The organism is Spirosoma flavum, from assembly GCF_042686045.1.
GTDB classification, from domain to species: Bacteria; Bacteroidota; Bacteroidia; order Cytophagales; family Spirosomataceae; genus Spirosoma; species Spirosoma flavum.
In genome coordinates, this window is record NZ_JBHUOM010000002.1 from 234,610 (window position 1) to 261,074 (window position 26,465).

The window sequence follows — 26,465 nt, forward strand, 5'->3', positions numbered from 1 at the left end:
TAAAACAACTGTTGCTGCGATTCTCTAGTGAATACAAAGTGAGACAATTGGTGGTAATTGAGCAATATGGAATGTTATTGCTTAATTACCTTGCGCATAAAGTGCTGATCGCCAATGTGAATGTTTGCAAAATAGAATCCAGTTGGAAAGCTATTTGTGGCTATTGTTCGCGTAACAGCCGGTGCGCTTTTTTCGCCCGTTACCGACGAGTAGAGCTTTCCGCTAGCAGAGTAAAGTTCAATTACATATGCTCCGTTTACGGACGTATTCAGCGTAATACTCAACTCATCTGAAAACGGATTTGGCGTTATCGTAGCTGTCTTGTCATCATTGTTGAAGGCGACACCAACAATTTTTGAATACGTGTAAGTGTTGTCCAGATCAACTTGTTTTAGCCGATAATAAAACGTGCCGCTTCGGGCGCTAACGTCCGTCCATTCATAATTACGGGTAGTAGTTTGTTCAAGTGAAGACGCAATATGAGGGCTTACGGCGTCAAAGCTTACGGCATCTGAACTACGCTCGACCTGATAATAATCGAAACTCTGCTCAAGTGAACTGGTCCAATTTAGCCGTATACCCTCACCAAACGATTGCGCCTGAAAGGAGACCAGCCGCACGGGTAATGCAGCTAAACACCCGCCACCCGCCGATGCATTTGAGCAATTGGGATTAACTGTTGCGCTACCCAATTTGCTGGAGTTGGGGACAGCACCCGGCAGGCAGACATAAACACTGCTGCTGTTCGTTAACACCTGATTGAAGTTACTGACACTGGCCCGAACGGCATAACATCCCTTGCTTGTGGTCGTAGTGGAATTAAGTTGATCATTTTTGGTAAATTGATTTGTGTTGATAACACCATTGTTGAAACATACAGAGCCGCCACCGTTTATACCAAAATTACCATTTACATAAAGCGTCGAACCCTGATCAACAATTAGTTTGCCGTTTAGATCTAAGTTGGCAACGGTAAGTGTCGCGCTGTTTTCAACGATAACTGTGGCCGACCCATTGATTGATGTCAGATTCGTTAGGGTAATGCTACTGCGAATTCGTAATGTACCTCCCCCAATACTGACGTTCAGCGGATTTGTAGCAGAGCTGCCATTGTAAATAACAGTGCCGCCATTCACGTTTCCACCGTTAATTTGGCCGGCACCCGATACACAAATAACGGCTGATCCGCTTAGATTTAAATTACTGATCGAGGACGTGACACAATACGTGCCGGAACTAATGTTTAAGTTACTGCCCGTGAGGTTTGTACAACTGGCGCAGCTGGGTAATGCCGGTGCGCATTGACCCCAAACCCCCGTTTGGGATGTAAACAAAAAACAGAAAGCGAAAATGGCAGGGAAAATTTGTTTCATGCTTTATTGGGATACTGGAGTAACCAAAAATTTATTTTGGTGAATATCAGTAGAAGAGAACTCTATTCAAATGATTTCGGGAAAGAATGTTAGGCTCGCGTGATAACCTTCCGGTAAAACGTCTGTTATCTTAATTCAACGATATGAACAAGCCATGAAGGTTTCGATTCCAACAAAAGCCCTTCTGTGGGCGCTGGCCGGTGTAGGCGCGTGGACAGCCATTAAAGCAACATTGGCTCAGAAACGTAAAATTGATTTTCGCGATAAAACTATTGTTATTACTGGCGGCTCACGGGGATTAGGGCTTGAACTGGCTAGATTATTAGCAAAGGAGGGCGCAAACCTGGCTTTGTGCGCCCGTGATGCAGACGAACTCGACCGCGCCAAATCTGAGTTAGTGCAATTTGGTGTATCAGTTTATACGCAGGTTTGCGATGTTACGAACAAAGTTCAGGTCGAACGCTTTGCTGAAAACGTTCGGCAAGCTATTGGCCCAGTTGATGTACTCATTAATAATGCTGGTATCATCGTTGTGACACCCTATGAACACGCCACAGAAGATGATTTTCGGGAAGCGATGGACACTCATTTCTGGGCAGCTTTCCACATGATTAATGCCGTATTGCCCCAAATGCTGGCGCGTATTAAAAGCACCTCCATGCCGGACATCTCCATGCGGGGCCGCATTGTGAATATTGCATCGATTGGCGGTAAAGTGTCGGTGCCGCATTTGTTGCCTTATTCAACCAGTAAATTTACCCTGGTGGGCTATTCGGAAGGGCTGCGGGCCGAGTTGCAGAAAGATGGAATTTATGTCACGACAATCTGCCCCGGCCTGATGCGGACGGGTAGCCCACGCAATGCCTTATTTAAAGGCCAGAATGAGAAAGAGTATGCTGCCTTTAAAATCAGTGATTCACTGCCGTTTCTGACGATGGGTTCCACTGAAGCTGCCCGCGAAATCGTTGATGCCTGCCGTTACGGTGAAGCTGAACGAATAATAACTCTACCGGCTAAAGTAGCCATTGGGCTTCAGGGACTAGCACCAAATATGATGGCCGAGACGATGGCTGTTGTGAGCAGGATGTTACCGGCACCCGGTGGCATTGGCGAACAGCGGGCTACCGGTAACGATAGCGAAACCAGCCTCTCAGATTCGGCGCTGACAACGCTCACCGACAAGGCGGCTGAGCGCAATAATGAAGCCCTTCGCTGAAAAAATTCGTTGAATTCAAACAAGATTAACTCTTGCTTGTTTAGTTAAAGAAATCCACTTAAAAGGATTAAATCAATCACTCACTAAAGGGTTTAGGCCCAAAATAGTCATGAAAAAAGTACTTGTCGTTTTTGCTGCCCTTGCATTGACACTAAGCGTTGCGCAGGCTCAAGATAGCAAATTGAAGAAAAAAGCTGAAGTTGTTGAGGCAAAAGGTGAAGTAGCTGCTGACAAAGCCGCTATAAAAGCCAACAAAATGGCCCGTGAAGCCGATAAGGCATCTGGCGATAAAACTGCCTTGAAAGCGCATCGCAAAGAACACATGAAACAAGAAGGCGAGTTGATGAAAGATCGCGCCAAGAAAGACGTTAAGGTCGTAAAAGAAAAAATTTAAGCAAGCGGTAAAGGCTAAAAGCAAGAATGCCCGGTTTAAACAAACCGGGCATTCTTGCTTTTAGCTTAGAAAAGGTTAGTAGGTTAATCATCCCCAATGGTTACATCGTGTTTTATGGCTGCTTTCTTAATCCGATCTTTAATTACCACTACTTCATCGGCATCATACTTCGCTGCGTTGGCATTGTGGTTAATCCGAGTCGCCGGCGCGATAATTCCAGGCAACCCGAACGTGCTCTGGCGTATCAATGGGATACTTTTTATTCGTTCGGTCAGCAAACCGGAACGCCGGACCGTGTCCATCGCCATATTTGTGTTCGCCCTCGGTTGTTCGAACCTCGTCTCGTCGGGCAATTTTTGGATCGTTTGCCATAGTTGTTGAGGTTTTAGCTGGATTATTCTAACGATATTCCAGAATCGAATGTTTATCGTTGGTAATACCTTATATGAAAATTATGTCTGTCCTTTTTTCTCCAATTTCCATTCGTAGCATTCACCTTAAAAATCGTATTGTTGTTTCACCCATGTGCCAATATTCCAGCGAAGATGGGTTTTCGACTGATTGGCACCTCGTGCATTTAGGAAGTCGGGCCGTTGGAGGGGCGAGCCTGATAATAAGCGAGGCAGCAGCCGTATCGCCAGAGGGACGCATTTCGCCTAATGATCTGGGTATCTGGAAAGATGAACACATTGCCGGCCTGAAACGGATTACTCAGTTTATTCAGCAAAACGGGGCCGTTGCTGGTATTCAACTAGCGCATGCTGGTCGTAAAGCCAGTACGAACCGCCCGTGGGAGGGAGGTGCAGCCATCTCTCCGACCGACCCGAAAGGATGGCAGACTGTAGCGCCCAGTGCGATTCCGTTCACTGAAGGAAATCCTGAGCCATTGGCTCTGACCGACGAGGGCCTCGAAAAAGTACGGGCTGATTTTGTGTCGGCCACTCAACGAGCTCTATCGGCTGGTTTTCAAGTTATTGAACTTCACGCGGCTCACGGGTATTTACTGCACCAATTTCTGTCGCCGTTAAGTAACCAGCGCACCGATGAGTATGGCGGTTCGTTTGATAATCGCATTCGCCTGTTACTAGAAATCATTGAAGACGTCCAAACAGTCTGGCCTTCAACGCTGCCATTGTTCGTACGCATATCCGCAACTGACTGGACCGAAGGCGGCTGGACAATTGACGATTCTGTACGGTTAGCGGGGGTTCTTAAAAATAAAGGTGTGGACGTTATCGATTGCTCGACGGGCGGCAACGTAGCCAACGCAAAAATTCCAGTTGGCCCCGGCTATCAGGTCCCGTTTGCCGAACGTATCAAACAGGAAACCGGCATAACGACAGCCGCTGTTGGTCTAGTTACAACGGCTGAAGAGGCCGAAGCAATCCTGACGAATGGACAGGCTGATCTAGTTCTATTAGCTCGCGAGTTTTTGCGTGATTCTTATTTTCCGTTGCATGCTGCTCATACGTTAGGCGATGAGATACAGTGGCCTGTACAGTACGAACGGGCTAAACCCCGATGAATAATTGAGGTAAGGTTAAACATTTTGTCGCCAGAAATAGTAATCTTGCCATCAGAAGTCAATCTTGTATAATCACCATTTAACTGAAGAAAATCATGCGTTGGTTAGGAGGACGTGAAAGTGATAATGTCGAAGATCGGCGGGGAAGCGGTGGTGGGGGACTACTCGTTGGGGGTGGTATTGGCACAGTTGTCATAGCTGTTATTGTCATGCTGCTGGGGGGCGATCCGTCAGAAATTCTGAATCAGAGTTCGCCCGATCAGGCAACAGCTCAGGCTCCTGCTGATCAACAGGCCGACGATCAGGCTGCCACATTTACAAAAAAAACGCTGGCCAGTACAGAAGATGTGTGGACAAAAATGTTTGCCGATCAGGGAGCGCAGTATGCTAAACCAACACTGGTAATGTTTCGTAACGCGACCTCATCGGGATGTGGTACGGCCCAGGAAGCAATGGGTCCCTTTTACTGCCCTGCTGACCAAAAAGTGTATATCGACCTCTCGTTTTATGATGAATTGCGTGAGCGCTTCAATGCTCCCGGCGACTTTGCCATGGCCTATGTTATTGCCCACGAGATAGGGCACCATGTGCAGAAACAACTGGGAATTATGGATAAGGTAGACCAGCTTCGCGGGCGTCAGGGTGAGCGGGAGAATAATAAACTGTCGGTCAGGCTCGAATTACAGGCTGATTTTTTTGCTGGTGTCTGGGCGAATCACGCTCAGGGACAAAGCATTGATCTAGATAAAAATGATATCGAGAGCGCACTTACAGCGGCCAACGCCATTGGTGATGACCGGATTCAGAAGGAGACACGCGGCACTGTAGTGCCCGACGCTTTTACGCATGGCACCTCAGCCCAGCGCGTGTACTGGTTCTCGAAGGGATTTAAAACCGGCGACATCAAGCAGGGCGATACATTTAACAGTAATGAAGATGCTAATTTGCAATAGCAGGTTGATAGAAAATCAGGAAGCCGGAATCAGAACGATTCCGGCTTTTTTATTGGTCGATCTGTATTTGGGCTCTGTTCTGCTTATAAGCGTTGCATTGAGCCCACAAGTGCCCTTTTTCTGGTTTGGTATCGCACAATCAGGAGCGTAATAATCAACGCCGGCAAACCCAAAATCACCAAAATCAACCAGGGTATTTCGCTGAGTGGTGCGGTTAGGCCAGCATCATTAAAAACCTGATATTTCAGCAGGTCTTTCTGCAGGCTATTCATATTCGCTACGTCGAACGTTTTGTCGAGATGAATCTTATGTCCGTTTGCATTCCCATCAACCTGAATCGAGAGTGCTTTCTCGTCGTCGGATATTCGCGTTCGTAGGTTCGACGCTACTGCTTTTTGGGCTATTGTAAGCATGCCGATACTTAGTAGCAAGCTCATTAAAAGGAGTTTCATAATTTTATTGGTTTAGTTGGGGGCTATTCACTTCGTAAACTCTTCACCGGGTTCATCAATGCAGCTTTTACACTATGAAAGCTCACCGTTACCAGCGCAATCAGGATGGCGGCAAAACCAACCAATACGAAAATCCATACGCTTATTTCGATTCGATACGAATAGTTGTTCAACCATTTCTGCATAAAAAACCAGGCCAGGGGCGTAGCAATGACTATGGCCAAAATGACCATTTTTACGAAGTCCTGAGAGAGAATATAAACGATACTCGGAATGCTGGCACCCAACACTTTCCGAACGCCAATCTCTTTGGTTCGCTGCTCAATCACCATCAGGGCGATAGCAAACAGACCCAGGCAGGATAGGAGGATGGCGATACCGGAAGCAAGGCTAAAAACCTGCGAAAAGCGTTCCTCTTCCTTATACCAGCTGTCGGTATTTTCATCCACAAATGAACCCGTAAATTCCGATTGTGGCGCTACGTCTTTCCATATAGCTTTCAACTTATCCATTGAACTAGCCAGACTTTGCGGATTGACCCGAACGAAGATGTAGTTTATATCCTCATTGTGAGACAAATACATGGTAATCGGTTTATTCTCACTTGTTGTGGAGTATAAATGAAAATCAGGTACCACGCCAATAATCTGGTATCTGGCACCAGCAGTATCAGTCTGAAAAAATTTGCCAACCGGATCTTTCTCACTGATTATTTTAGCCATACTTTCCGTGATAATCACTCGGTTCAGCGAATCAGATGGATAAGCCGGATTAAATTCACGACCAGCCAACAACTTAATATTGAGGGTTTTGAGGTACTCGTAATCAATATGTACCCAATCGGTCGAGACCTCTTTTTCTTTGTATGTAAATCCCATAACCGACCTCGACGTACTTCTATCCTTACCAAGTCCGAGGTTTACACCGCTCCCCGTGATAGCAACAACGGTGGGGTCGTTTGCTAACGTATTACGCATCCGTCTGAGCGCTTGCCGGCCATCCACTTTATTTCCAACTGGAATACTAATTACCTGTTCTTTCTGAAAACCCAATGGCTGATTCCGCATGTGGTCTACCTGCTGAACGGCAATAATTGTACAACAAATTAATAAACTTGATAGTGTAAACTGCGTAACAATGAGTGAGTTACGTAGTAGACCAGGCCGCTTCAATGTGATTTTTCCCTTCAATACCTCTACCGCATTAAATTTGGACATTTGCCAGGCCGGATACCCACCAGCTATTAGCGTAACCAGCACAAATATGCCCAGTATAAGGGCAATCTTATCGGGTTGTAAGATATAGTCAAGTGTGAGTTTCCCATGAAACGCAGCATTGAAGGCGGGCAAAAGTAGGTACGCGAGAACCATCCCGACAACAAAACCAACGAAGCATATCATAGCCGCTTCGCCCCAGATTTGTACAAAGAGTTGATTTTTAAGTGCCCCCAGCGACTTACGAACGCCAACTTCTTTGGCGCGGGTGAATGAGCGGGCAACGCTCAAGTTGATGAAGTTTATACAGGCAATGAGCAGGATAAAAAGAGCGATGCCCGCCAGCGCATAGACAACGGCGATTGACGTACCCGATCCGCCCGATATGGCTGTATTAAAATGGACATCCGACAGTTTCTGTAATCGAATGGTAAACAAGTCACCGCGCTCATCAGGCTTAGCCCCTTTCTTTTTTAGCCCCTCCAAATTTTCCTGAAAGTACTTAGTCGCAAAGGATTTTAGGCGGGTTTCAAATGTTACCTGATCGACATTAGACGCTAATTTTAGATAAACACTATGCGACATAGCATCCCATTTATCCTTGTCGGACTGATAGTTAACGGAATTTGCGATCTGAATAAAGGCATCGTATTTAATCGATGAATTATCTGGAAAATCGCCCAATACACCCGTTACGATAAAGTCTTTTTTGTTGGCATCAAACCCCAACTGAACTTGTTTTCCTATTGGGTCTTCGTTCCCAAATACGGCCTTCGCCATAGTCTGGCTGATGACGATGCTCCTCCGATCGTTGAGCGCCGTTGCCCGGTTCCCTTTAATCATTGGAAAGGAAAATATCTTCAGAAAGTCAGGATCGGTCAACATGACATTCTTATCGAGAGATTTCCCTTTATACGTCACCACATCACTTCCATTCATTAGCCTCGCTGCGGCTTCAATTTCCGGATATTCTGCTTTTATGGTAGGCCCTAGCGGAAACGGCATGTTACCTGATCGGCTTGCTTTTTCAGGATCATTCGAGAAAAGGTACGTCTGGAAAATACGGTTGCCATCCTGATGAAAGGAATCGAAAGAGAGCTGAAAATAAGCGGTCAAAAACAAAAAGACACTGACGAAGAACGCTACCGAAAGACCAACAACATTGATGGCCGCATAGCCTTTGCTTTTCCAAAGGTTACGGAAGGCGATTTTTAAGTAATTACGTAGCATAGATGGATTCAGTAAAAATGGTTGAGGGTAGTCCCTGATTCGGCTGACCGTCGGTTTATGTGAAGTACGCGTTGTTTTGACAGTTACGTTCGTGTTGTTAAGGAGGCTAATAGCTTGCTGCATAAGAAAGTAAGGACGCACAAACTTGACAACCTCCAGTATGTAAAGCTGACGTGCTTTCTGTTCACCAATTTGATCTACCTGGTCGGCAAACTGCTCATGCAGATCACCCAAAAGTTCTTCCAGCAACTGAGGTGGGCACAGCCACGTTAGTAAGCGGTCGGCCCAAGCGGGGGGAGTAGGGGGGTAATTAGCCATGATTTACGTCAGAGAAGGAGTAGGAATAGAATCCCAAAGCTGGTTGCGAACCTCGCGCATATCGCTCAGGGTTTGCTTCCCCATTGCAGTAATCGTAAATAACCGCTTTCGGCGTCCTCCTCTAGCCGTTGTTGCGCCCCCCAGTTCAGAAATCACGAAGCCTTTCTCTTCCAGACGATACAAGGCAATATGGACGCCACTAAGGCTTATGGCGCGGCTAGTACGTTGCTTCAACTCGGCTGCAATGGTTACGCCATACGCCTGACCTTCCAGTACAGCCACCATCAGTAAGACTATCTCTTCAAATTCGCCTAAGTATGCTCTACTCATGATGGCTAATTACTTCCCTGGTACATTATCTTATCATTTGCTAAACAAATGCCTTGCCAGAATAAGAAAGTGCCATTTCTGCTTAATGGTGGCTTGTCTTTCCTATTTGCTCATAAAAAAACTGTCCAGTAACGGACAGTGTGAGTACGTTTCTGGACAGTTTGATAAAGAAATGAAAATGGAAAATTGCCTATTTCTGGGGCTGTCGCTTCCCTCACAGACTGCATATGTTTACTTCTTCCATTCTGCCAAAAAATCCCCAAATGCAAATTCCAATGCTTGCAGTGCGTCTGATAGCCCGCTGGTATCGTTTACTTTGAGTTTACCTTCGGCGGTGCGAGCAATATCGGCCATACGGGCTACACCAATGGTTCCGGCACTGCCTTTCAGGGTGTGTAGATTGCTTTTTACAGTTGGTATGTCTCCGAGAGCATACGCAGACAGGGCACCTTTTACCAGATCATTAGCCTCCGTGACGAACTCCTCCATAATACTGTCAACTAACTCCTGCCCCCCAATATCAAGTAATTGACCAATAATCTCGTCGTCAATAATGGGTATACTGGGGTCGATAGGTACCAAAGCGGGAACGGACAGTTGCGATGTCACTGTGTTCATGGTCTGTTTGGACCGGTTGGCGTCCGTCAGTTCCTTCACCTTGGCAATCAGGCTTTGGGCACGGATAGGCTTGGCAATATAATCGTCGAGGCCCTGGCTAAGGAAGCGCTCGCGGTCTTCGCGCATCGAATAAGCCGTCATGGCCACAATGATAGGTAGCTGATTGCCAAACTGTTTGCGAAGATGGCGGGTGGTCTCAACACCGTCCATGTCGGGCATCTGAATGTCCATAAAAATGACATCGAACCCGTCGAGTTTATTATCTTTTTTACGCTCTTCGGCTTTCTGTACCTCAATAATAGCCGCCGGACCACTATCAACGGTAGTCACAAGGCAACCTGACTTGCGCAGAATCTCGCTGGCAACTTTGCGGTTTACAGCGTTATCGTCTACCAGCAATACATTGGGGTGATAGGTGCTAAAGAAGTTGGCAAGGGCAACTTCGGCCACTTCCGTTGCTTGCTGCGTAGGGCTAATGCTGGTCTCTTTCAACTCAATTGTGAACCAGAATGTGCTGCCCATACCTACCGTTGATTCGACACCAATCTCGCCCTTCATCAGGCTCGCCAATTCTTTCGAGATGGCTAACCCCAGTCCTGTGCCGCCAAACGATTTTCGCGAAGAGGTATCGACCTGACTAAACGAGTTGAACAGCAGATTGATATTTTGGGGCGAAATACCAATGCCCGAATCCTGCACGGCTACCCGAATTCGATTGAATTTGCCGTGCTTACTAATCAGTGTCACTTCAATTTGTATAGTACCGTTCTCGGTAAACTTGATGGCGTTAGACGTCAGATTCGACAATACTTGCAGGAGCCGGGTCTGGTCAGCTATTACGAACGTTGGCAGATCAGGGCCAATATGGTATGTCAGTTCGTTGTTTTTGGAGTTGGCCTGTTGGCCAAAGAGCGCTATAAGTTTCTCAAAAATCTCCTTAAACGATACGGGTGCTTCATGCAGAACCATCTTCCCGGCTTCAATCTTCGAGAGGTCCAGGATGTCATTCAGAATATTCAGTAATGTTTCCGACGAGCGTTTAACAGTTTTGACATAGCTGCGTTGCTCTTCGTCTAGTTTCGTGTCGTTCAGCAAGTCGATCATGCCAATAACGCCATTCATGGGTGTCCGGATTTCATGGCTCATGTTGGCCAGAAACTGTTCTTTCACTTTCAGAGATCGTTCGGCTTCATCTTTAGCTTTCACCAACTCGGCCGATTGCTTCTTCAGTTCGGTAATGTCACGGGCCAGCACAGCAACGACTGAATCATTACCCCGTGTAGATTCGCCCAGCGTAGAAGCGCCCGGTCCATCGTTCAGCATCAGCATGTTAAACATAAACTGCCGCTCGCTGCCATCTTTTCGACGCATACGGGCCTCGAAATTTCGAAGACTGCGGTTACGGCCAAGTTTAAACATGGCGTGGCGAATGTCCTCCTCCTCGATGAAATATTGGGTTATATCTTGTCCCAGCACCTCGTCGGGTGTGTAGCCCATGCGCTTAAACACCGATGGACTAATCATGGTAATACGCCCTTTTCGATCTACACGGGCGTATATGTCCTGTAAATTCTCAAAAATACCCCTAAATTTCTCTTCGCTCTGGCGCGTGGCAATCTCGGCTCGTTTGCGATTGGTTATGTCTCGCGCAATGCCCGATACTTCGTCAATGACACCACCCGCTAACAGAATTGGGTTGAGGTGAAATTCGAGGTACGTTTCGCCTTTGGGCGTTTCGAAAAATAATTCAAAATTTTGCGCAAATCCCCGAAAAGCTTGTCGGTAGCGATCTTCCAGACGTTTGTGGTTAATATCGCCAATCATGCGCCAGCCAAGATCGGGCGCACTCACCTGGATAGAAGCTGTTACATCCGATTGAGCTTCAATGAGTCGGGCATAATTTTTGTTGAATGATGTCAGTTTCAGTGCCTTATTTACCGACCAGATCAGGTACGTGCTGCTATCAAAAATGGCATTCAGACGAGCGTTCTGCTTATCTAACCGGGCTTCCGATTGTTTGCGGGCAATGGCCAGCGCGACTTGTCCCGAAATAAATTCCAGTAATTCAAGGTCGCGGGGACCATACGTCTGTGCATCATCGTATGATTTCACGCCAATAATACCCGTAATTTCATCGCCAATGCGAAGGGGAGCCGTTAGCATCACCTGAGGTTGAAGCTGACCGTAAAGGTCAATTTGTTGATGATCAGCTAATTGGCGAATGTCTTTTTCGTAAAGGAACAAGGGTTTATTGGCCAGAATTGTGTATTCGAGTAGGCCATTTCCCAGCTTGCGTTTCGTGAATCGCATGTTACCGCCGAAATACTCATCGACGTAATACGGAAACGATAAATAGGTTTTGCTTGAATCGTAGAGTGCAATAAAGAAATTGCGTGCATCGATAATGTTGCCTAGCTCCTCGTGAATTCTGTGGTAAAATTCGTCGAGGTTGGGTGTATTAATTGTCCAGTTAGCAATACTGTAATAAAGCTTCTGCGATTTTTCGGCTCGGATTTTGCCGGTTGTATCGTGCAGGATGCAGCGAAAAGCTGTTGGGCGGCCATTATCGAATCGGCAGTTGACACTTCCCGACAGAAATAGTACTTTCCCAGCTTTAGTTCGAAAAACGGTTTCAATATAAGGGAGTTTGTCTCCTCCCTGAATTCGTTTGAGTAAGCCAAGCGTACTATTGGCGTAATCAGGATGGAGTACGTCGCTTAGGTTGAGTGCCGATATTTCTTCGGAACTGTAGCCTAGTGCTTCGCGCCAGGCACGATTGACGAAAATAAATTTGCCGTCGAGGGTTAGTAGCTGAATCAGGTCGGAGGTATTATCCACCAAATCCTGCAACTGCGCATTGGTATTCGACAGGGCCGAGGCTACCCGCCGTTTATTAGTTACGTCTTCGCCAATAATTGTAAACGAAGAAACATGACCGTTGAGACCATTGATAATGAAGGAATTAACCTGCACACTGCGCAGTGCTCCACTACGGGCCAGCAAGATAATTTCTTTCTGTTCGGGAAAACCACCTTTGGTCAACGCTTCGTGAAACTCGGTTTCGAGCCGGGCGCGGTCGGCTGGCGGAATAAAAACATCGAAAAAGTTTTTACCGATAATGTGCTCTGGTTGCCAGGCAGTTACGCGGTAAGTGTAAGGATTCGCGTAACTAAGGGTTCCGTCGCGCTCAATAGTAAGACCAACCAGATTTAGTTGGTCAACCGTATGTCGAACGTCGAATGCCGGTAACGCATCGGTTACAGCTACGTCGTTGCGTTCGTGGTGAAGCCGATGAATTTCGGCTACCAATTCGTCTTTGGTTTTAGCAGACCAGCGCATGGGTAAGTTGGTAGTTGATATGTCGTCGGACTCTTTAAATTTACGAAAAATGTTGGTTTTTGGCTAGTGCGGAAATGAATGTAAGAAAGGAATTTAGTCTATACGACATTCTTTGGTTGCCTAACTATTGCTTACTTTGCTGAGTCTCACCTGACAAATTATGCTAAAACGATCTATCTGCCTATTGATATTGCTGGCTATGATGGCCTGTGAACCGTTTGACCTGACGAAAAAAAACTTTCCGGTATGTGCTAAACCCTCCGCTGCTATCGGCTATACTGCTGGCCAGCTAGACGTTACGCTTTTTCTCGATAATCCACAGGGTGATATTGGTATTGCTGGTTGGGACCCCGGCGATGGTAAGGGTAAAAATCGCGTTGGAACGCGCGTGACCTACTCCTACGACAAAGCGGGTACCTATACCGTCACGCTTGTGCTTGCCAATTTGTGCGATGATACATTCACCACTACTCGGCAGATTACCGTTAGTAACTAACTCACCATGCGTCTACTTCTTGCTTTTTTTATTTGTCTAGTTGCAGTATTATCGGGCCAGGCGCAAGAGCGTCTTCGCAATGTTCGGATTCGTGTAGTTGACTCGTCACAACTCGAAATCCGGTATGATTTGGTCAATGTCCGACCGGGCGATTCTGTTTATGTTGAAGTACGCAGCCGGTTGCGCGGTGCCCTGCGCATTTTACCTGAATTTGTTCGGGGTGATATTGGTAATCGACTTACAGCTGGTTCTGACCGGCGTATTGTATGGAATGCGCTGGAAAACGGGTATTCACTCAACGAAGAAGTGCAGGCAAAGGTACTCCTCAGAACCGGTCTTCCCGTGTCTCCCCAACCCATACCAGCAGAACCAGCGATTGTGCAGAAACCAGCTACACCACCAATTGCAACGACTCCGACGGCAGAAGTTGTTCCTCCAAAAGCTACCCGAAGTGAACCTGTAGTGGTTACGGAACAGAAACCAATCGTTCCTCCGGTCGAACCGACATTACGACAGGAGAAAAATAAGCGTGCGAAGCCGTCCATTTTTGCGGTCGATTCCAGCACATCTCAACTCGCACCGCCTGTTGTTTCGGCACCGGCACCGCAACCGACGACCACGCGAACTGAGCCAACGGTGAAGCCTGTTGACCCTAGCTTGGCAACCGCCGACCCCGTAAAACCCCGAAAAACGCATTACGCCGGGCCTGCATGGGCACTATTGTCAGTGGTAGCACCGGGTATCGGTAATATTTTCGTGCAGATGCCAAAGCCAAAAGTAGGCCTGCGCCCATTATTGACAGTAGGGTGTTATGGTTTACTGGTTTATGGATTTATGGAGCGGCAGAAATCGCAGGATGACTACAGTAGCTATGAACAGCAGAAAAACATGGCTGCTGGCGAGCCTTATTATCAAACAGCAAACGATCATCACCACCGCTATTTTCTAGCTACGCGAGGGGCTATTGTCGTAGCGGCAGCCGACGTTATTTTGACGTTCATCAAAGGTGTTCACAATAGCCAGTTACAAAAAGAAGCGCGACGGTATCAAAGCCTTACATTGAGGCCGGGTCTTCAGGCTGGGCAGCCAACGGCTGTTGTGCGGTATTCGTTTTAAGAGGAACTTTACAGTAACAGACCTACAAGGTGTCAAAAACCTATGGTTTAACCAAATACATTTATGCGCTTACTCCTGACAATTGGCTTTATAACGCTACTTCTGGTCAATAGCTTTGGCCAGTCGGCGGGGCGACGTGTAAAGTCGGTTACTTGTTCGGCCTCCAGCGAATGGCAGAAGGTGACCCTTAAACAAACCGCCCGATTGCAGGCAAATCAAACCGGCAGTGGGTTAACAGCCCCGGTTCGTCAGGCTACTGCCCCGCCAACCGTCCAACCGGAACTCCCGACCAGAGTAAATTCGAATGTGGCTGTATCGGCTCCCAGTACGGCTCCTTTATCCGGAGGTAATCCTGATTTTCGACCGGCCTTCACGGGTGATTTTGCTACCAATCGTAACGGCTGGAAGGCGGGTAACAAGGGCGATTATTATTACCAGATTGGCTTAGGTCGTTACAGCATCCGCAAGCGCAACACAAACACGCAGCAAGTGGCATTCAGCGCGGTCGAACTACCCGCCGACATAAACCTGAATACGGCTGACATATTTACTATAAAGGTAGATGTGCTGGCGGATTCAGGACGGGTTCCTACAGGTGGGTTGCTATTTGGGGTGAGAGACTCACTCAATTTTAGCGCCTTCACCATGAATGGGAAAGGAGAGGTTTCGATTATTCGAGTAGCCAATGGGAAAACGTTCAGCGATTACATGCCCGGCGATTTCTTCTCACCGGGGGTATCGGTTGAAAAAAACCGTAATCGACTCAGTATACAACGTAAAGGCGATGTCCTGCATTTTTACATCAACGCACAGGAAATTCGGAGTAGTCCCTATCCGTTCAAAATGCTGTCTGGAAATGGTATTGGATTAACATCTTCCGCTTACTGGACATCTTTTCAGAAACTTAGCGTTACGTTAGGGCCGTAATTTGGGAACGTTTAATTATCTGTAGAGCCAGATTTATTGATAGGAAATAACTCTGTCAAAGGCGACGTTTGCCACGCTTTTTGGCTTTGTTCATGGCTCTATTAAAAACCCGACGCAGTACGCCCTAATTCCGAACCTGCTCGCCCGTGCGGTTGATGGTCATGAGTTGGCCATTTAAAAATACGGATGCGGTACTACCCCGAAAGGGGGTCACGGCTTCAAATTCGGGTTGAATAACCCACTCGTCGCGCTCATTAATGTATCCCCACCGGCCTTTACTCCGGGCGCGACGCCAGCCACGTTCATCGGCTCCCAGTTCTACTTTGTCGTAAGGCTTATCACCAAACGCTTCTTCGTATTTTCCCTGACGAGCATCAGATGGTGAAGCTGGTTTTGTTTCTGGCTCGGATGAAGCTATTTTTTCTTCAACTGGCTTACTAACGGGCAAATCGACTTTGTTCGGCTTATCGGGTAGGGGTATCGTAACCGTCGGCTCGCTGGTGGTTTCGGCTGGCGTGTCAGTCGCTTCGGTTGTCTTTGTTTCGGCTTCTGGTTGAGGATCTTCCCGATTTATGTTTGTTTTTTTGCTTGAGCCTTCACCAGACGAAGAACCCGTTGTGCGTTCTGTTTTGTGTTTAGCCTTGGGTGTTCTCTCGCTGGAATTGCTACTTTTTATAAACCAATAGATTACGGCTAGCAAGGCTAACGCGAATAAAACGCCATATATACCACTCCGGTCGGGCTTAATTACCTCCACGTGGACAGTGCTCAGCGGGTTATCATTGGCGTCGAAGAGCGTGTAATCGGTCGTCTTCTGTGGCTTCACCCAACCCCGATTAACTGGCGATAAGCCTTCACCTAAATCATCAATCGTTATCGCCAACAAATTTTCGACTTCCCAGGCGAGGGTGACAGGCTGCCCCTTGCTTACCCGGGCGGGTGTAGCCGTAAACGACCGTACAATGGGGGGAGGTTCTGGCGGACCTTTTGGAGCAACAGGCCGTTCAACTGTAACTACCGGAGGCACAACAGGGACAAACGGTTCAATGGTTGGGCTGGTAGGTTTGATTGGCTCAACAAGTGTAACGGCTGGTTTAGGCGATTCCGGCTCACTCTTTACTAAGTCGTCAAGCGCAGTTCTATTGGTCTGTTCGGTTATAGCAGGGGGAGTAGGAACAACGGCTGGCTCGGTTTGCTGCGCCTTCGCTGCGACTGCCAATCGCTGCAATACAGCCGGTACCCACTGATTTCTGACAAAATCGGCTGATAGTTTGAGCGAGCTAGCCGCGTTTACAATCTGGCTTTGATCCTGATCAATCAGATGACTACGCGAAGGCTGAGCTAATCGAGCAATGCGGGCTTGTATATTTTGAAAAAGCAGATTGTTGTTAGCAACTTCCTGATTTAGTTCAGTTGCCCGTTTTAGGGCATCAGCCAGCGACAGACCAGCCTGTTGGGCGTCCTGAAGATAGCCGTTGTTACGCCAAACGTCGGGGCCGTTGAGCACGATGGCTTCACGAAGTCGGTCGGTCAGTTCGGTTTCTGTCATTGAAAAAGAAAACAGGGTTTATCCTGTATTAAGGTAAAATACCGAATTTCAATCGAACGTCACAATATTACGCCGATAATCCACCGAAATCTTACCAAACTGCGACAAAGCTGACTGACCGAGTAGCAGTGGGGCTTTGGCATTACTAACCACATTGGCATTGACATTTTCAAGAACCCGGTCACCAATCTGTACCGATTTGAGCCGAATAACAGCACCGGGCGAGATGTTGCCATTTGCATCCTGAAACTGCGATTTTCCTACGGCATCAGTCTCGGTGATAGTGCCCTGCTTAACCATAAATTCGGCTTCGGTGGTCGAAATGGATATCAGGCTCGCCCCCGTATCCAGAATAAATTTCATTGGTGTGCCATTGATTATGACGGGTACTTTATAAACACCATTCGCTTTTTCCATTACGACCTCCGTCGAACCACTACCGATTTGGGTCAGCGTTGGTTTTGTGGCCGACTGGATTGTATCGGTTACTGGTTCGTTGGTGCGGCTGTTCTTGTTTCGGCGCGGCTGATGGCTACCCGATCGTGAACAGCCAGAACAACCGGACAAATAAAGAAGATTGCCAAAGAGCAACAGAAATAAGATTATTCGAGCCATTGTCATTAGTCCACAATTTGGCAAAATAGTGTGCGCTGATAGATGGGTTTGATGGATTGATGTCCTATACCATCAAACCCATCTATTCATACCGAATCAGCGCTTTTGTTTTTACTCGCCATACACTGTTTTCGAGGACTGCCTCGCCATCCCGACGCATGGTGATGCGGGTATGTGTGGGGGTATAGCTGTTCTCGCTTTCGCAGGCGGGTTCTATCATGTAGTTCCGATAGGTCAGAAAACGGGCTACCCGACCCGGTTCGGCTTCAAATCTGAATGAGGCAACCGATGGGTTAGCGGCACTGATACTGAACCGGTAAGCTGATTCAGGCGACAGTGAACTAGATTTCTGGGGGAGATCGAACTGCCCGTTTGGATCAGGGGGCGGGAAATAAAATACCTCCGAACGGGCAGGGGTCGGTAAGGGAGCTGCTGTTTGAATGGGAGTAGCTTGTGCCTGTATATGAACAGGAGGAGCGGGTTTGGCCAATGTATCCGGCTCAATAACTGGCTCGCCAGAGCGCATGACAGGCACAGACTTTAGAGTTGCATTGTCGGTCTGTTGCTTCAATTGGCGAATAGCAATCAATGGGTTTTCGGTACCCAATTCTGCCAGAATAGCATCGTAAGCATTGGCTTTCTGCCGAAAATCACCTTGTCCCTGTGGTTGCCGTGGTTCATTTGTCGGTTTGGTACGCAGACCATCATTTTGGCGGCTAAGCCTATTGTTGTCATCTACTAGCCTATCTACCTCATTCTTCAGTGCGCGGTAAGCAAATATATAAACACCACCGGCACCGACTACTAATCCAACAAGTGCACCTATTATCATCATCAGGAGTTGTTTTTCTTCTGCCTCTGTTGCCCGACGTTCCAATTTACTTAGCTGAAGCGCTTCCGGTGTTATACTTGTTTCGTCGCCCGTTGCCGTCTCCGAAGCTGCCGAGGTATTAATGGCCGCTGGCGACGGTTCGGGCGCAATGGCTGGCGGAAGCATTTCGTCAATCTTGGCCAGTAGCTGCGCTTGAACAGCCGGGCTTAGCGGTTTGCCGTAGTTTTTGTCGGCTTTATATTTTGCGTAGAACTGGGCTAATTCCTGACGAATACCTGCATTTGCATCTTCTGGTGACATGGCTTGGAATCGAGCCGTATTTTTCAGACGGCCCAATTCTTCCATTTTAACACCAACTGCATCATAACCGCCGACGGTTCGGATAATAACCGTTGCGTCGCAGCCTTCTCCACAGTTGGTCAATTGATCATAAATCTGCGCGGCTTTGAGGTTATTAGGCAATAGCTGTAAACTCCCAAACACAGCCTTCGCCACATCTTTAGTGAGCGTATCAACAGCCGCCTGATTCGCATTCTGAGCAAAGGTCAGCGATGCTGACGCGAGTAGCCCAACTGTTGTCAGAAAAATTCTATGCGTTTTCATAAAGTAGTCAGGTATGTACGTGTCTGTGGTGTCGCCCATGCGGTTCTTAAACCCGATATTACAGACACATACAAACGTTAGGCCAATGCGTTAGCTAATTTATTGATAGCGCCAATAAGCGGGTAAAAAAACAGCGTTTCTTCAATTGGTGCGCCGAGCGCATCCGTCATGCCGCTGTACTCAGCCGCTACGTCACCTTCTTTCCGCTGAATACCGTCCATCAGCGAGGTGTCCAGATGTGTTCGTAATTCCTGCTGCGCTACTACCAGCGACCGGGCTGACACATTCAGATTCCTGACGAAGCTAAACTGCTGATTAATAGCGAAGAAGAAGTCAATAAATGCGTTGGTCTCCTTCAAGAGCGAGTCAACAACTTCCGGTTTTCGTAAGTCGTCGTAGGTCAGGGTTGAAAATTCATCGTTGAAGGTAGCTGGATATACATAACTAATGGCTTCCGTATCGACAGGCCGACTGTTGGCCGGTTGCATCAAGGCACCTTTGCAGGTAACTTCCTTCGGACCTTTGCGTTCATAGAATAGCGTAAGCCCGCTTGTGTCGTAAGGTTGCTCATATACTTTCTCGAAAATTGCCCGCGCCAATTTTCCCAGCATCTGGTCGTCAGAACTGATAATTGTCAGCACTTTTGAGCCTGTACCGCTAAACGTAATAGCCCCCGGCAGACCAATACCCCGATGCTTCATCAGCCGCGCAATGTGGTAGAGAAGAGCCGTGTAAAACAAAACAAATACTACTTTTAGATCTTCGTCTTTTGCCAGCATGCCGTTGAACGAAAGCATACTTTTGGCTTTTACATCGTTGCTTCTCTCAATCGAGAACCAGAACGCCATAATATCTTCGGAACGGTTCGTATCCAGCATACGCCGGTTGTTATCGCTCAGATTACCAAGGCTCTGACTCTCCAGCAGCGTCTGAATTTTATCGGCATATTTGCGAACAAAACCGTTGTGGCTGGCCGCACCATACTCGCTAAAGGCGTCGCCGTAAATGGCGTTGCCCGCAAACCGGAACGAAGTCAGCAACTTGGGCTCATTGCGCTCATAGACAACCACATCAGATGTTCCACCACCAATATCAACATTGATAACGGGCCGGGCTGATGCGCTCAGCGTTGGGTTTTGTTTGTAGTAATAGAACGGTGCTACCGACTCCGACACCTCGCGTAAACGACCTGGCGACCCGCCAATGTAGCGATCATATAGTTCCTGCCAGTCTGTGCGTAGCTGACTTACACGACCAGGCGTCATACTAGCCGGGAAGAACCAATAAACGGTCGTTTGTGTCAGATTGCCACCCTCAGTCAGCACTTTGTTTTTAATCAGCATCAGCAATTCTTCCAGAAAAGCCTCCACGCGCCGTTCGGTCTGATCGCTGTTTTTAGCCCATTTGAGGTTAGTCGTGATCCGGTTAGAACCCGCCGGTTGCCGCTCTACGTAGAACGGGATGTTAAAATCGGCGAGCGCCTGTGTCTGCTGATTGAAACTCAAATTCATCGGCTCGGCAATGGCTGTACGCGTCGGGAAGCTGTCTGGCCGACCGGGGCCGATCGTTGGTGGTACAAACTCCAGATCATAGAGTAAAAACAACTCAAACAGAGCCGGATTATATTGCGCCGGTGCCACTAGTGTAGCAACCTGCGGGGTTAGTTCGGCCACATCGAACGGACGGGGTGAGCCACCATCTACTTTGTATTCGACGTGGGTGTTAGTCGTTCCAAAATCCACAGAAAACTCAAACTGTTTGCTGCCACCACTGTATTCCTGCCAGCGCGGAATTAGTACGCCGTTCATTTCCCGGCCATCGGCGCGGATATGCGTTTGCAGGTAGTCAAACTCCTCCCGTAGCACATAATATACACTCGACCCGTCAGTATTCTGTTGCCGAACGGTGCGCTGGTGCTTCGATTCGGCTTTTACTTCCGTGTTGTTCTTCTGGCCGAAATACGTCAGATCGTACTGATTTTGGCTATCAAAACCCGACTCGATCAACTGAACGCGATAGTCGGCGGGTACCGTAACCGCGCCCGACCGCACAAATGGATAGATGTTGACCGTGAACGAATTTTCGGTAACTATGCCTTCATTCGTGAGTTCATTGGGTGCATTAGACGAACCAACGGTTGGATTATAAAGCCGCTCGAAGGTTACAAACTGGTTGCCGGGCTGGTTAGGTGCTGTAACAGGAATGTCGAGTGTGACGTTGATGCCGCCACCCTGCGGGGTCATTTTTAACCGAACGCGACCCGTTAACAGATCATCTATATCGAAGAAATCAAAGAAATCTTTTTTTAGAGGTAATAAAAACCCCTTATCGGTGGCGGGGGTTTGCAGGTTACCGTCGAAGAAACGGCCCCGATCGGTTGGAAACGGCAATCGAATAAGGTACGGCTCCAAAAAGTCGCTGACCGTTAGCCAGGGGTAATTTCCCGGCTGGCCCGGTAAAGGCCGTTGGTTTTCACGCCACGATTCGCGGGCGTAGTAGGGGACAGGTGTATTCGAGTTCCACTGTGCCTGCGGGACATAGGTAAACTGCCGAAAAAAGCGATTTTGCAACGCCATCGGACGCGGCTGATTTGGATTCAGGCGAGCATATTTGTCGGATTTGATAATGAAATCACTGACTTGATCAATAGCGCGGGCATCGGATTTTTTCTTGCGGAGCGGGAAACCCAGCACTTCCACCACATCACCCGGACCCGTTGTCAGCTCATCAAAATCCTGATCGAATTTTTCGCGCGTTAGTAGCGGCTGGCCGTTGGGCGACTCGATATGTTCGTAAAATAGCGTTGGATTTTGCTGTTGCAACAGCGTGCGGCTACGGTTGAGGTAGTCATCTACTTCGCGGAACCGGTCGCGGAAGTTGGGCATGAATAACTTAATGGCGTACCAGAATTTTTGGTATTCGATGTCGCGCTGGTGCAATGGGCAAACAGACGCATCAAACATCCGGTCATTTCCCATCGATACATCAACCCAACTCAGGTCATTTCCTGAACTAAAAAACAGCGTTTTGGGCGAAGTGCCGCCAACAACCCGGCCCCGGTAGCTAAGGACAAATAATCTATTGATCGCGTTGAAATTATATTCGGCTGCGTCCTGGTCCAGAAATAGCTTTAAGGCGTCGCCCAGCCGCTTGTGCCCCAGGCTAGGCGATTGCCGAAGCCGGTCGAGGTCCGTGCGAATGTCGAAGGGCGTAATGGTAACAAACGTTTTAAGTTTGTCGTAATTGAAAAATAATTCGCCCACGTCGAGACAATCAGACACGACACGCTGATCGTTGACGGTGCCACTAAGATCAGGTTTAAGGGCCAGATTCAGAAAGGCCGACCGCACTAGATCCATCCGGGCAAAAGGACTCGGAATAGAGGTTGCCTGCTTAGTGGTCTGGCCGCCCTGTGGGTCGCGGATAGCCGCAATCTGGTCGGTACCGAGGGGCTTGCTGACGTACCAGTGAAGCCCTGGTGTTGGGTTATGTAAGCTGAATGTTGTTGGCATAATATTGGTGTTTCAAGTTTGCCGGGGTCAGATCACCGTGGGCCGCGTAGCACGGCCCACTCTTGCGATAGTAAAACCATCCGGTCAGGTGGCCCATAAGGACACAGCCCAGGTGATAAAGCAATCTTGAACGTTGGCTAATTAATAATCCATCACCTTCGGCAGTCGTTCGCGAACAAACTGCTCGGTGCCTTCCGAAAATAATTGTACGAATTTGTCGGCCTCACTACCGTAGGCTTTACCCTCGGCAGTTTTGTTGAGTGTTTGATCTAAATCGTCTACAATATCTAATTTCACATCAGACTCACCCCCAAAGATGCCTTTCTTTTTCGGCTCGAAGCCCCGCACCGTATGGCCGAGATTAGTTGCGTCGAGCAGGAATGGCTCAAACGACCGTTTGTTTTCCCGCATTTCGGAAAGCCACTGCCGGAAGCCCGTATCGAAATTTTTGACGCTGTTGAAAAACGACGAATTCAGAAACGACGTTGAAATTTGAGGATTCGCTTTCGACCATTGTACCGTGCCAGCTGCCTGTCGCAGCCGTTGGCTAAGGTAGGTACTGAACAGGGCCATTTTCGATAACGGCAGGCTGATAAGCTGCTTGGTCGCTCCGGCAAGGTTGCCCAATTGAATACTTAGTCCGTCCTGTTCGATACCAAACTCTTTATAGACCGGACTCGTTGGCCGACCATTGGCAACGGCTAAACTGCTATCGTCCATATTCATAAAATCGACAATAGCCAGCGCCGATGCCATTTCAACAAAGTGAGCTTCGTTTTTCTGACCGCCCGCGCCGGGGTCGTAGGTGTACGCTTTCGTCTGATCGTCGCCGATGTAATAGAGTGCGTTGACCGCCGGGTTGACGCCCTTCTGGTAATAATTAAGCGCAGCTTTGGTTTTGGCAATAAACGAAGCCGGATCAATGAGTTTATTATCGCTGGTCGTCAGGCTGAAATAGGGCATGACCGTCACTGCCCCGATTTTGGCATTGGTCAAAAAAGCCGGATTCGGAATCTGTCCGATGGCCTGTGCTCCCCGAATGTTTTTCAGCAGAATTGGGAACCCAGCCGCGCCCGTACCACCAAAAATTGAACTGACAATAAATATTCGGTCGTTGGCCCCGAAGTTCTCGGCAAATGCCTGAAACACGTCGGAGTAGCGGAACTGGTTTAGCACCGTACTGCCGATGTTGGGATTGCCCACGAAGCCGATGTCCATCTTCGTTTCCAGGTTTTCTTCTGAAAACAACAGGCTGGCGAATGCTTTGCTGGGAGCGTCCAATCCTTCGTAATTTATATAATCCCGGAATTTTTCCTGCTGAACCCCCTGCAATTCAAAGACGTACGTATCCGCAATCGTAGCATTACCACCAATGGCCCGGTTGAGTGTCTTGATTTCGGTGCTGAAAAAGCCCGACGTTGGTTTTGTCTGCAGCCCCGCGCGGATGTTGCCATATTCACGTAGTAGGTCTTTGGTACGCAGCAGATCGTCGTTGGTAGCGTGCGGGTCCAGCACAATCGGAATGATCTCGTCGGTATTATTCATTTTGACGCCCGACGCCAGCAAAAACGTAAGTGCTTTCAACACTCGCGAACCCGTTCCGCCAATGGCGAATACAAATAATTTAGCCATGTTTTTAATTATTTCGAAGGCCAGAGCATGGGCCGGTGTTTGGCATTTTTACTGAAATTTTTCATCACCATCGAGATGATAAAGAAAATAATGACCGTTAATAAGGCCATCTCGAACGCATAGCTCAGAAATACGCTGAAGCCCTGATCGAATAGTGTTCCCTGGTTGGCATCAGCTTCATCGCGCGGAATATCCTGATTGGCCTTCTGGTAGCAGGTGATAAGCGTAATGACAAACAACAGCAGTGCGCTAACACCCGTCATAAGTAGCCAGTGACTCATACCGCTAAAACTTACCTTGTTGAACGGCCATATATAAAACGCGAAGGCCACTACCAAGGCAAGGCCCACCGCCGACCATGTTAGGGGCGACAATAGTTCTTCCTGGTATAAATCTTCGAGTAGGCTGCCGTTAACGAACAGGTTATAAAAATTATAAAGCGACTCTTCCATTCTTTTATTGCGTGAATGATTTAGGAAATGAACAGTCCGCCGTAGCGGTGAATAAATCAGGTTAGTTAATTCAGTGTAATGGTAAGCGTAAAATACTCGGTTTGGTTATTTGGGTTGTAAGCCCGCTCGACGCCCTGCAAGAGATTTTGAATGCCAAACGTCGAATTAGCATCAGGCGAAGCATCGTTTGTGGTGTTCGTGTTGGCAACCCAGTGAGGTGGAAACTGCCGCCGTAGCCGAATTGTCGCCGTACGCTCGCCACGAGCGGGTTTGTTTGTGGTCAGCAACAGTTTATGCGTTGTGCCATTCGCCCCTTCATACGTTTGTACGGCTGAAACCTTGAAGTTATCTTTTCCTTCCACAACATACTGGCTTGCATCGGTTAGCAGCGACGCGGGCAATCGTAAGGCCGATAGATCGACTGCTACCGGAATCGCCAGACTTTTGTCGGTAACGTCGGGTTGCACATCGTCGAGGGCGTGAATGGCTTTGGCATGACTACGGACTTCTTCGTTAGACCGTTTAAAATGCCCTTTGCGGGCGGGGTCAGTTACTAACAGACTGTAAAAGGGGGTAACTGCTTTTGTATCCCGACCAAAGAACCAGGAGTCGGTAAAGCCGGGTAATTGGTCGAATTGGCGGATAGTCTGGTAAGTTTGATCCTGATAGAGCCGTTGCAGCGTTTCATTTCGACCAATCAGGCAGAGATAATAGGGCCGTTCGCCGGTGTACTTTTTCTTGGCGTTATTCCAGCTATAATATGTTCCGTCGAAGTCGGATTTCAATTTTACGACCAGCATCGAGTGCGTACTGGAATAGGGATTAAATACCGTTGTGAGTAGCGAACTGGCGGCATCCAGCGTTTTCTGGGCACTCATACCCGTTAAACTGGGGTCGGAGTAAATCAAATCCGAGACCAACACACTCAGATCATCACCGGACGTATTGCGCAGGATTTCGCTGAAAATACCTTCAAAGTCAGTACTGGTTGTTTTGCCTTTCGTTTTCGCAACTGTAAAGATATTTTTCTCCTTGAAAAACTGTGGCAGCGACAAACCTAAATCATTAACCTCCGTATTCACGACGAATAGCTTCCCCTGACCCGGATTAACCGCGTCGAACTCCGTCAATACGTCGTTTAGCGTGCGCTTAAATGCGCCGTTTCCGCTGGGAGCATCGTAGGGAAACATGCTGGCGCTTGCTTCGAGGTAAACTTTTAGCCGTAACGGTTTGCTGGACGTTACCGCACCTACTAAAGACACCGTCGGAGTTTTGCCGTCTTTAGCTAATTTGCGATAGTCAATAGTACGTTTGATGTAAGTTGATAAGGCATCATCGTCTATACTTCCATCAGCCTTATACAGCTTAGCTGTTTTGTCTTCATCCTTAAGATCTTTCCTTTCTTTAATCAAAAGCGACCGAATGGCTTGGGCTTCGGTAGCATCAAGTTGATTGTCATTTGTCAATGCGTCACTGATTTGACTATTTACCTCATCGACTGGTCCAGAACAGCCAGATAACCAGCCTACCGATAGAACAAGAAGTGACAACAAACAAAAACGGGTGTGAACCATGAATTGGATTTTAAATGATTTTGTTTTTAAGCACACCATATGTATGAGATACAGTGCAACTCAGACGCATTCTGGAAGCCGCAAAAATAGGAATCCTCACACGGGCTACCCCGTCATTAACATAATTCACCTTAAATTTTCTTAAATTTCTATACAACGTAACGAACCAGCCAGCCATTTTATGTCAATCGGTAC

21 protein-coding genes are annotated in these 26,465 nt (G+C 47.9%); 7 read left to right on the forward strand and 14 right to left on the reverse strand.

Features of this window, described 5'->3' with window-relative positions; translation table 11 throughout:
• Positions 1-74 precede the first annotated feature (74 nt).
• The gene (locus ACFS25_RS06475) at positions 75-1,373 is read right to left on the reverse strand and encodes a T9SS type A sorting domain-containing protein (protein ID WP_381497765.1); all 1,299 of its coding nucleotides are present in this window, start codon (positions 1,371-1,373) and stop codon (positions 75-77) included.
• A 154-nt stretch (positions 1,374-1,527) separates the two neighbouring features.
• Here ACFS25_RS06475 and ACFS25_RS06480 point away from each other — a divergent pair, with 154 nt between their 5' ends.
• Positions 1,528-2,589 (forward strand): SDR family NAD(P)-dependent oxidoreductase, encoded by a 1,062-nt coding sequence (locus ACFS25_RS06480; RefSeq protein WP_381497767.1) that lies wholly within the window; start codon positions 1,528-1,530, stop codon positions 2,587-2,589.
• 109 nt (positions 2,590-2,698) lie between these two features.
• Positions 2,699-2,983 (forward strand): hypothetical protein, encoded by a 285-nt coding sequence (locus tag ACFS25_RS06485; protein WP_381497769.1) that lies wholly within the window; start codon positions 2,699-2,701, stop codon positions 2,981-2,983.
• Between the two features lie 83 nt (positions 2,984-3,066).
• Here the strand turns inward: ACFS25_RS06485 and ACFS25_RS06490 are convergent, their stop codons facing one another.
• Complete coding sequence (locus ACFS25_RS06490) at positions 3,067-3,132, reverse strand: hypothetical protein (RefSeq protein WP_381500770.1); 66 nt, start codon at positions 3,130-3,132, stop codon at positions 3,067-3,069.
• 40 nt (positions 3,133-3,172) lie between these two features.
• The gene (locus tag ACFS25_RS06495) at positions 3,173-3,355 is read right to left on the reverse strand and encodes a DUF6582 domain-containing protein (protein WP_381497771.1); all 183 of its coding nucleotides are present in this window, start codon (positions 3,353-3,355) and stop codon (positions 3,173-3,175) included.
• A gap of 82 nt (positions 3,356-3,437) precedes the next feature.
• On the opposite strand from ACFS25_RS06495, the gene namA reads away from it, so the two are divergent.
• Positions 3,438-4,508 carry an NADPH dehydrogenase NamA gene (namA, locus tag ACFS25_RS06500; protein ID WP_381497773.1) on the forward strand — a complete coding sequence of 357 codons (1,071 nt, stop codon included), beginning with the start codon at positions 3,438-3,440 and terminating at the stop codon, positions 4,506-4,508.
• Between the two features lie 95 nt (positions 4,509-4,603).
• Entirely contained in the window at positions 4,604-5,461 is an 858-nt protein-coding gene (ypfJ, locus tag ACFS25_RS06505) for a KPN_02809 family neutral zinc metallopeptidase (RefSeq protein WP_381497775.1), read from the forward strand.
• 83 nt (positions 5,462-5,544) lie between these two features.
• Here ypfJ and ACFS25_RS06510 read toward each other — a convergent pair whose 3' ends face one another.
• From ACFS25_RS06510 to ACFS25_RS06525, 4 genes are all read right to left on the reverse strand, one after another.
• On the reverse strand, positions 5,545-5,913 hold the full coding sequence (locus tag ACFS25_RS06510) for a hypothetical protein (RefSeq protein WP_381497777.1): 369 nt from the start codon (positions 5,911-5,913) through the stop codon (positions 5,545-5,547).
• Positions 5,914-5,936: 23 nt separating this feature from the next.
• Positions 5,937-8,675 carry an ABC transporter permease gene (locus ACFS25_RS06515; RefSeq protein ID WP_381497780.1) on the reverse strand — a complete coding sequence of 913 codons (2,739 nt, stop codon included), beginning with the start codon at positions 8,673-8,675 and terminating at the stop codon, positions 5,937-5,939.
• Between the two features lie 3 nt (positions 8,676-8,678).
• A complete protein-coding gene (locus ACFS25_RS06520) occupies positions 8,679-9,005 on the reverse strand; it encodes a PadR family transcriptional regulator (protein WP_381497782.1) in 327 nt (108 codons plus the stop codon).
• 231 nt (positions 9,006-9,236) lie between these two features.
• Entirely contained in the window at positions 9,237-12,962 is a 3,726-nt protein-coding gene (locus ACFS25_RS06525) for a PAS domain S-box protein (RefSeq protein ID WP_381497784.1), read from the reverse strand.
• 160 nt (positions 12,963-13,122) lie between these two features.
• Here ACFS25_RS06525 and ACFS25_RS06530 point away from each other — a divergent pair, with 160 nt between their 5' ends.
• The 3 genes from ACFS25_RS06530 (at position 13,123) to ACFS25_RS06540 (ending at position 15,501) form a co-directional block, all read left to right on the forward strand.
• Complete coding sequence (locus ACFS25_RS06530; protein ID WP_381497786.1) at positions 13,123-13,458, forward strand: PKD domain-containing protein; 336 nt, start codon at positions 13,123-13,125, stop codon at positions 13,456-13,458.
• A gap of 6 nt (positions 13,459-13,464) precedes the next feature.
• Positions 13,465-14,574, forward strand: a complete 1,110-nt coding sequence (locus ACFS25_RS06535) for a hypothetical protein (protein WP_381497789.1) — start codon at positions 13,465-13,467, stop codon at positions 14,572-14,574.
• Between the two features lie 63 nt (positions 14,575-14,637).
• Complete coding sequence (locus tag ACFS25_RS06540; protein ID WP_381497791.1) at positions 14,638-15,501, forward strand: hypothetical protein; 864 nt, start codon at positions 14,638-14,640, stop codon at positions 15,499-15,501.
• A gap of 124 nt (positions 15,502-15,625) precedes the next feature.
• Here the strand turns inward: ACFS25_RS06540 and ACFS25_RS06545 are convergent, their stop codons facing one another.
• From ACFS25_RS06545 to ACFS25_RS06575, 7 genes are all read right to left on the reverse strand, one after another.
• Positions 15,626-17,050, reverse strand: a complete 1,425-nt coding sequence (locus ACFS25_RS06545; protein ID WP_381497793.1) for a WG repeat-containing protein — start codon at positions 17,048-17,050, stop codon at positions 15,626-15,628.
• A gap of 48 nt (positions 17,051-17,098) precedes the next feature.
• Positions 17,099-17,665, reverse strand: coding sequence for a retropepsin-like aspartic protease family protein (locus ACFS25_RS06550; protein WP_381497795.1), 567 nt, complete (start codon positions 17,663-17,665; stop codon positions 17,099-17,101).
• Between the two features lie 82 nt (positions 17,666-17,747).
• Complete coding sequence (locus ACFS25_RS06555; RefSeq protein ID WP_381497797.1) at positions 17,748-19,100, reverse strand: hypothetical protein; 1,353 nt, start codon at positions 19,098-19,100, stop codon at positions 17,748-17,750.
• 77 nt (positions 19,101-19,177) lie between these two features.
• The gene (locus ACFS25_RS06560) at positions 19,178-22,612 is read right to left on the reverse strand and encodes a hypothetical protein (protein WP_381497799.1); all 3,435 of its coding nucleotides are present in this window, start codon (positions 22,610-22,612) and stop codon (positions 19,178-19,180) included.
• Positions 22,613-22,753: 141 nt separating this feature from the next.
• Positions 22,754-24,244 (reverse strand): hypothetical protein, encoded by a 1,491-nt coding sequence (locus ACFS25_RS06565; protein ID WP_381497801.1) that lies wholly within the window; start codon positions 24,242-24,244, stop codon positions 22,754-22,756.
• Between the two features lie 8 nt (positions 24,245-24,252).
• Positions 24,253-24,696: a hypothetical protein gene (locus ACFS25_RS06570; protein ID WP_381497803.1), complete on the reverse strand. Its 444-nt coding sequence runs from the start codon at positions 24,694-24,696 to the stop codon at positions 24,253-24,255.
• A gap of 65 nt (positions 24,697-24,761) precedes the next feature.
• Positions 24,762-26,270, reverse strand: a complete 1,509-nt coding sequence (locus ACFS25_RS06575; RefSeq protein WP_381497805.1) for a tellurite resistance TerB family protein — start codon at positions 26,268-26,270, stop codon at positions 24,762-24,764.
• Between the last annotated feature and the right edge of the window lie 195 nt (positions 26,271-26,465).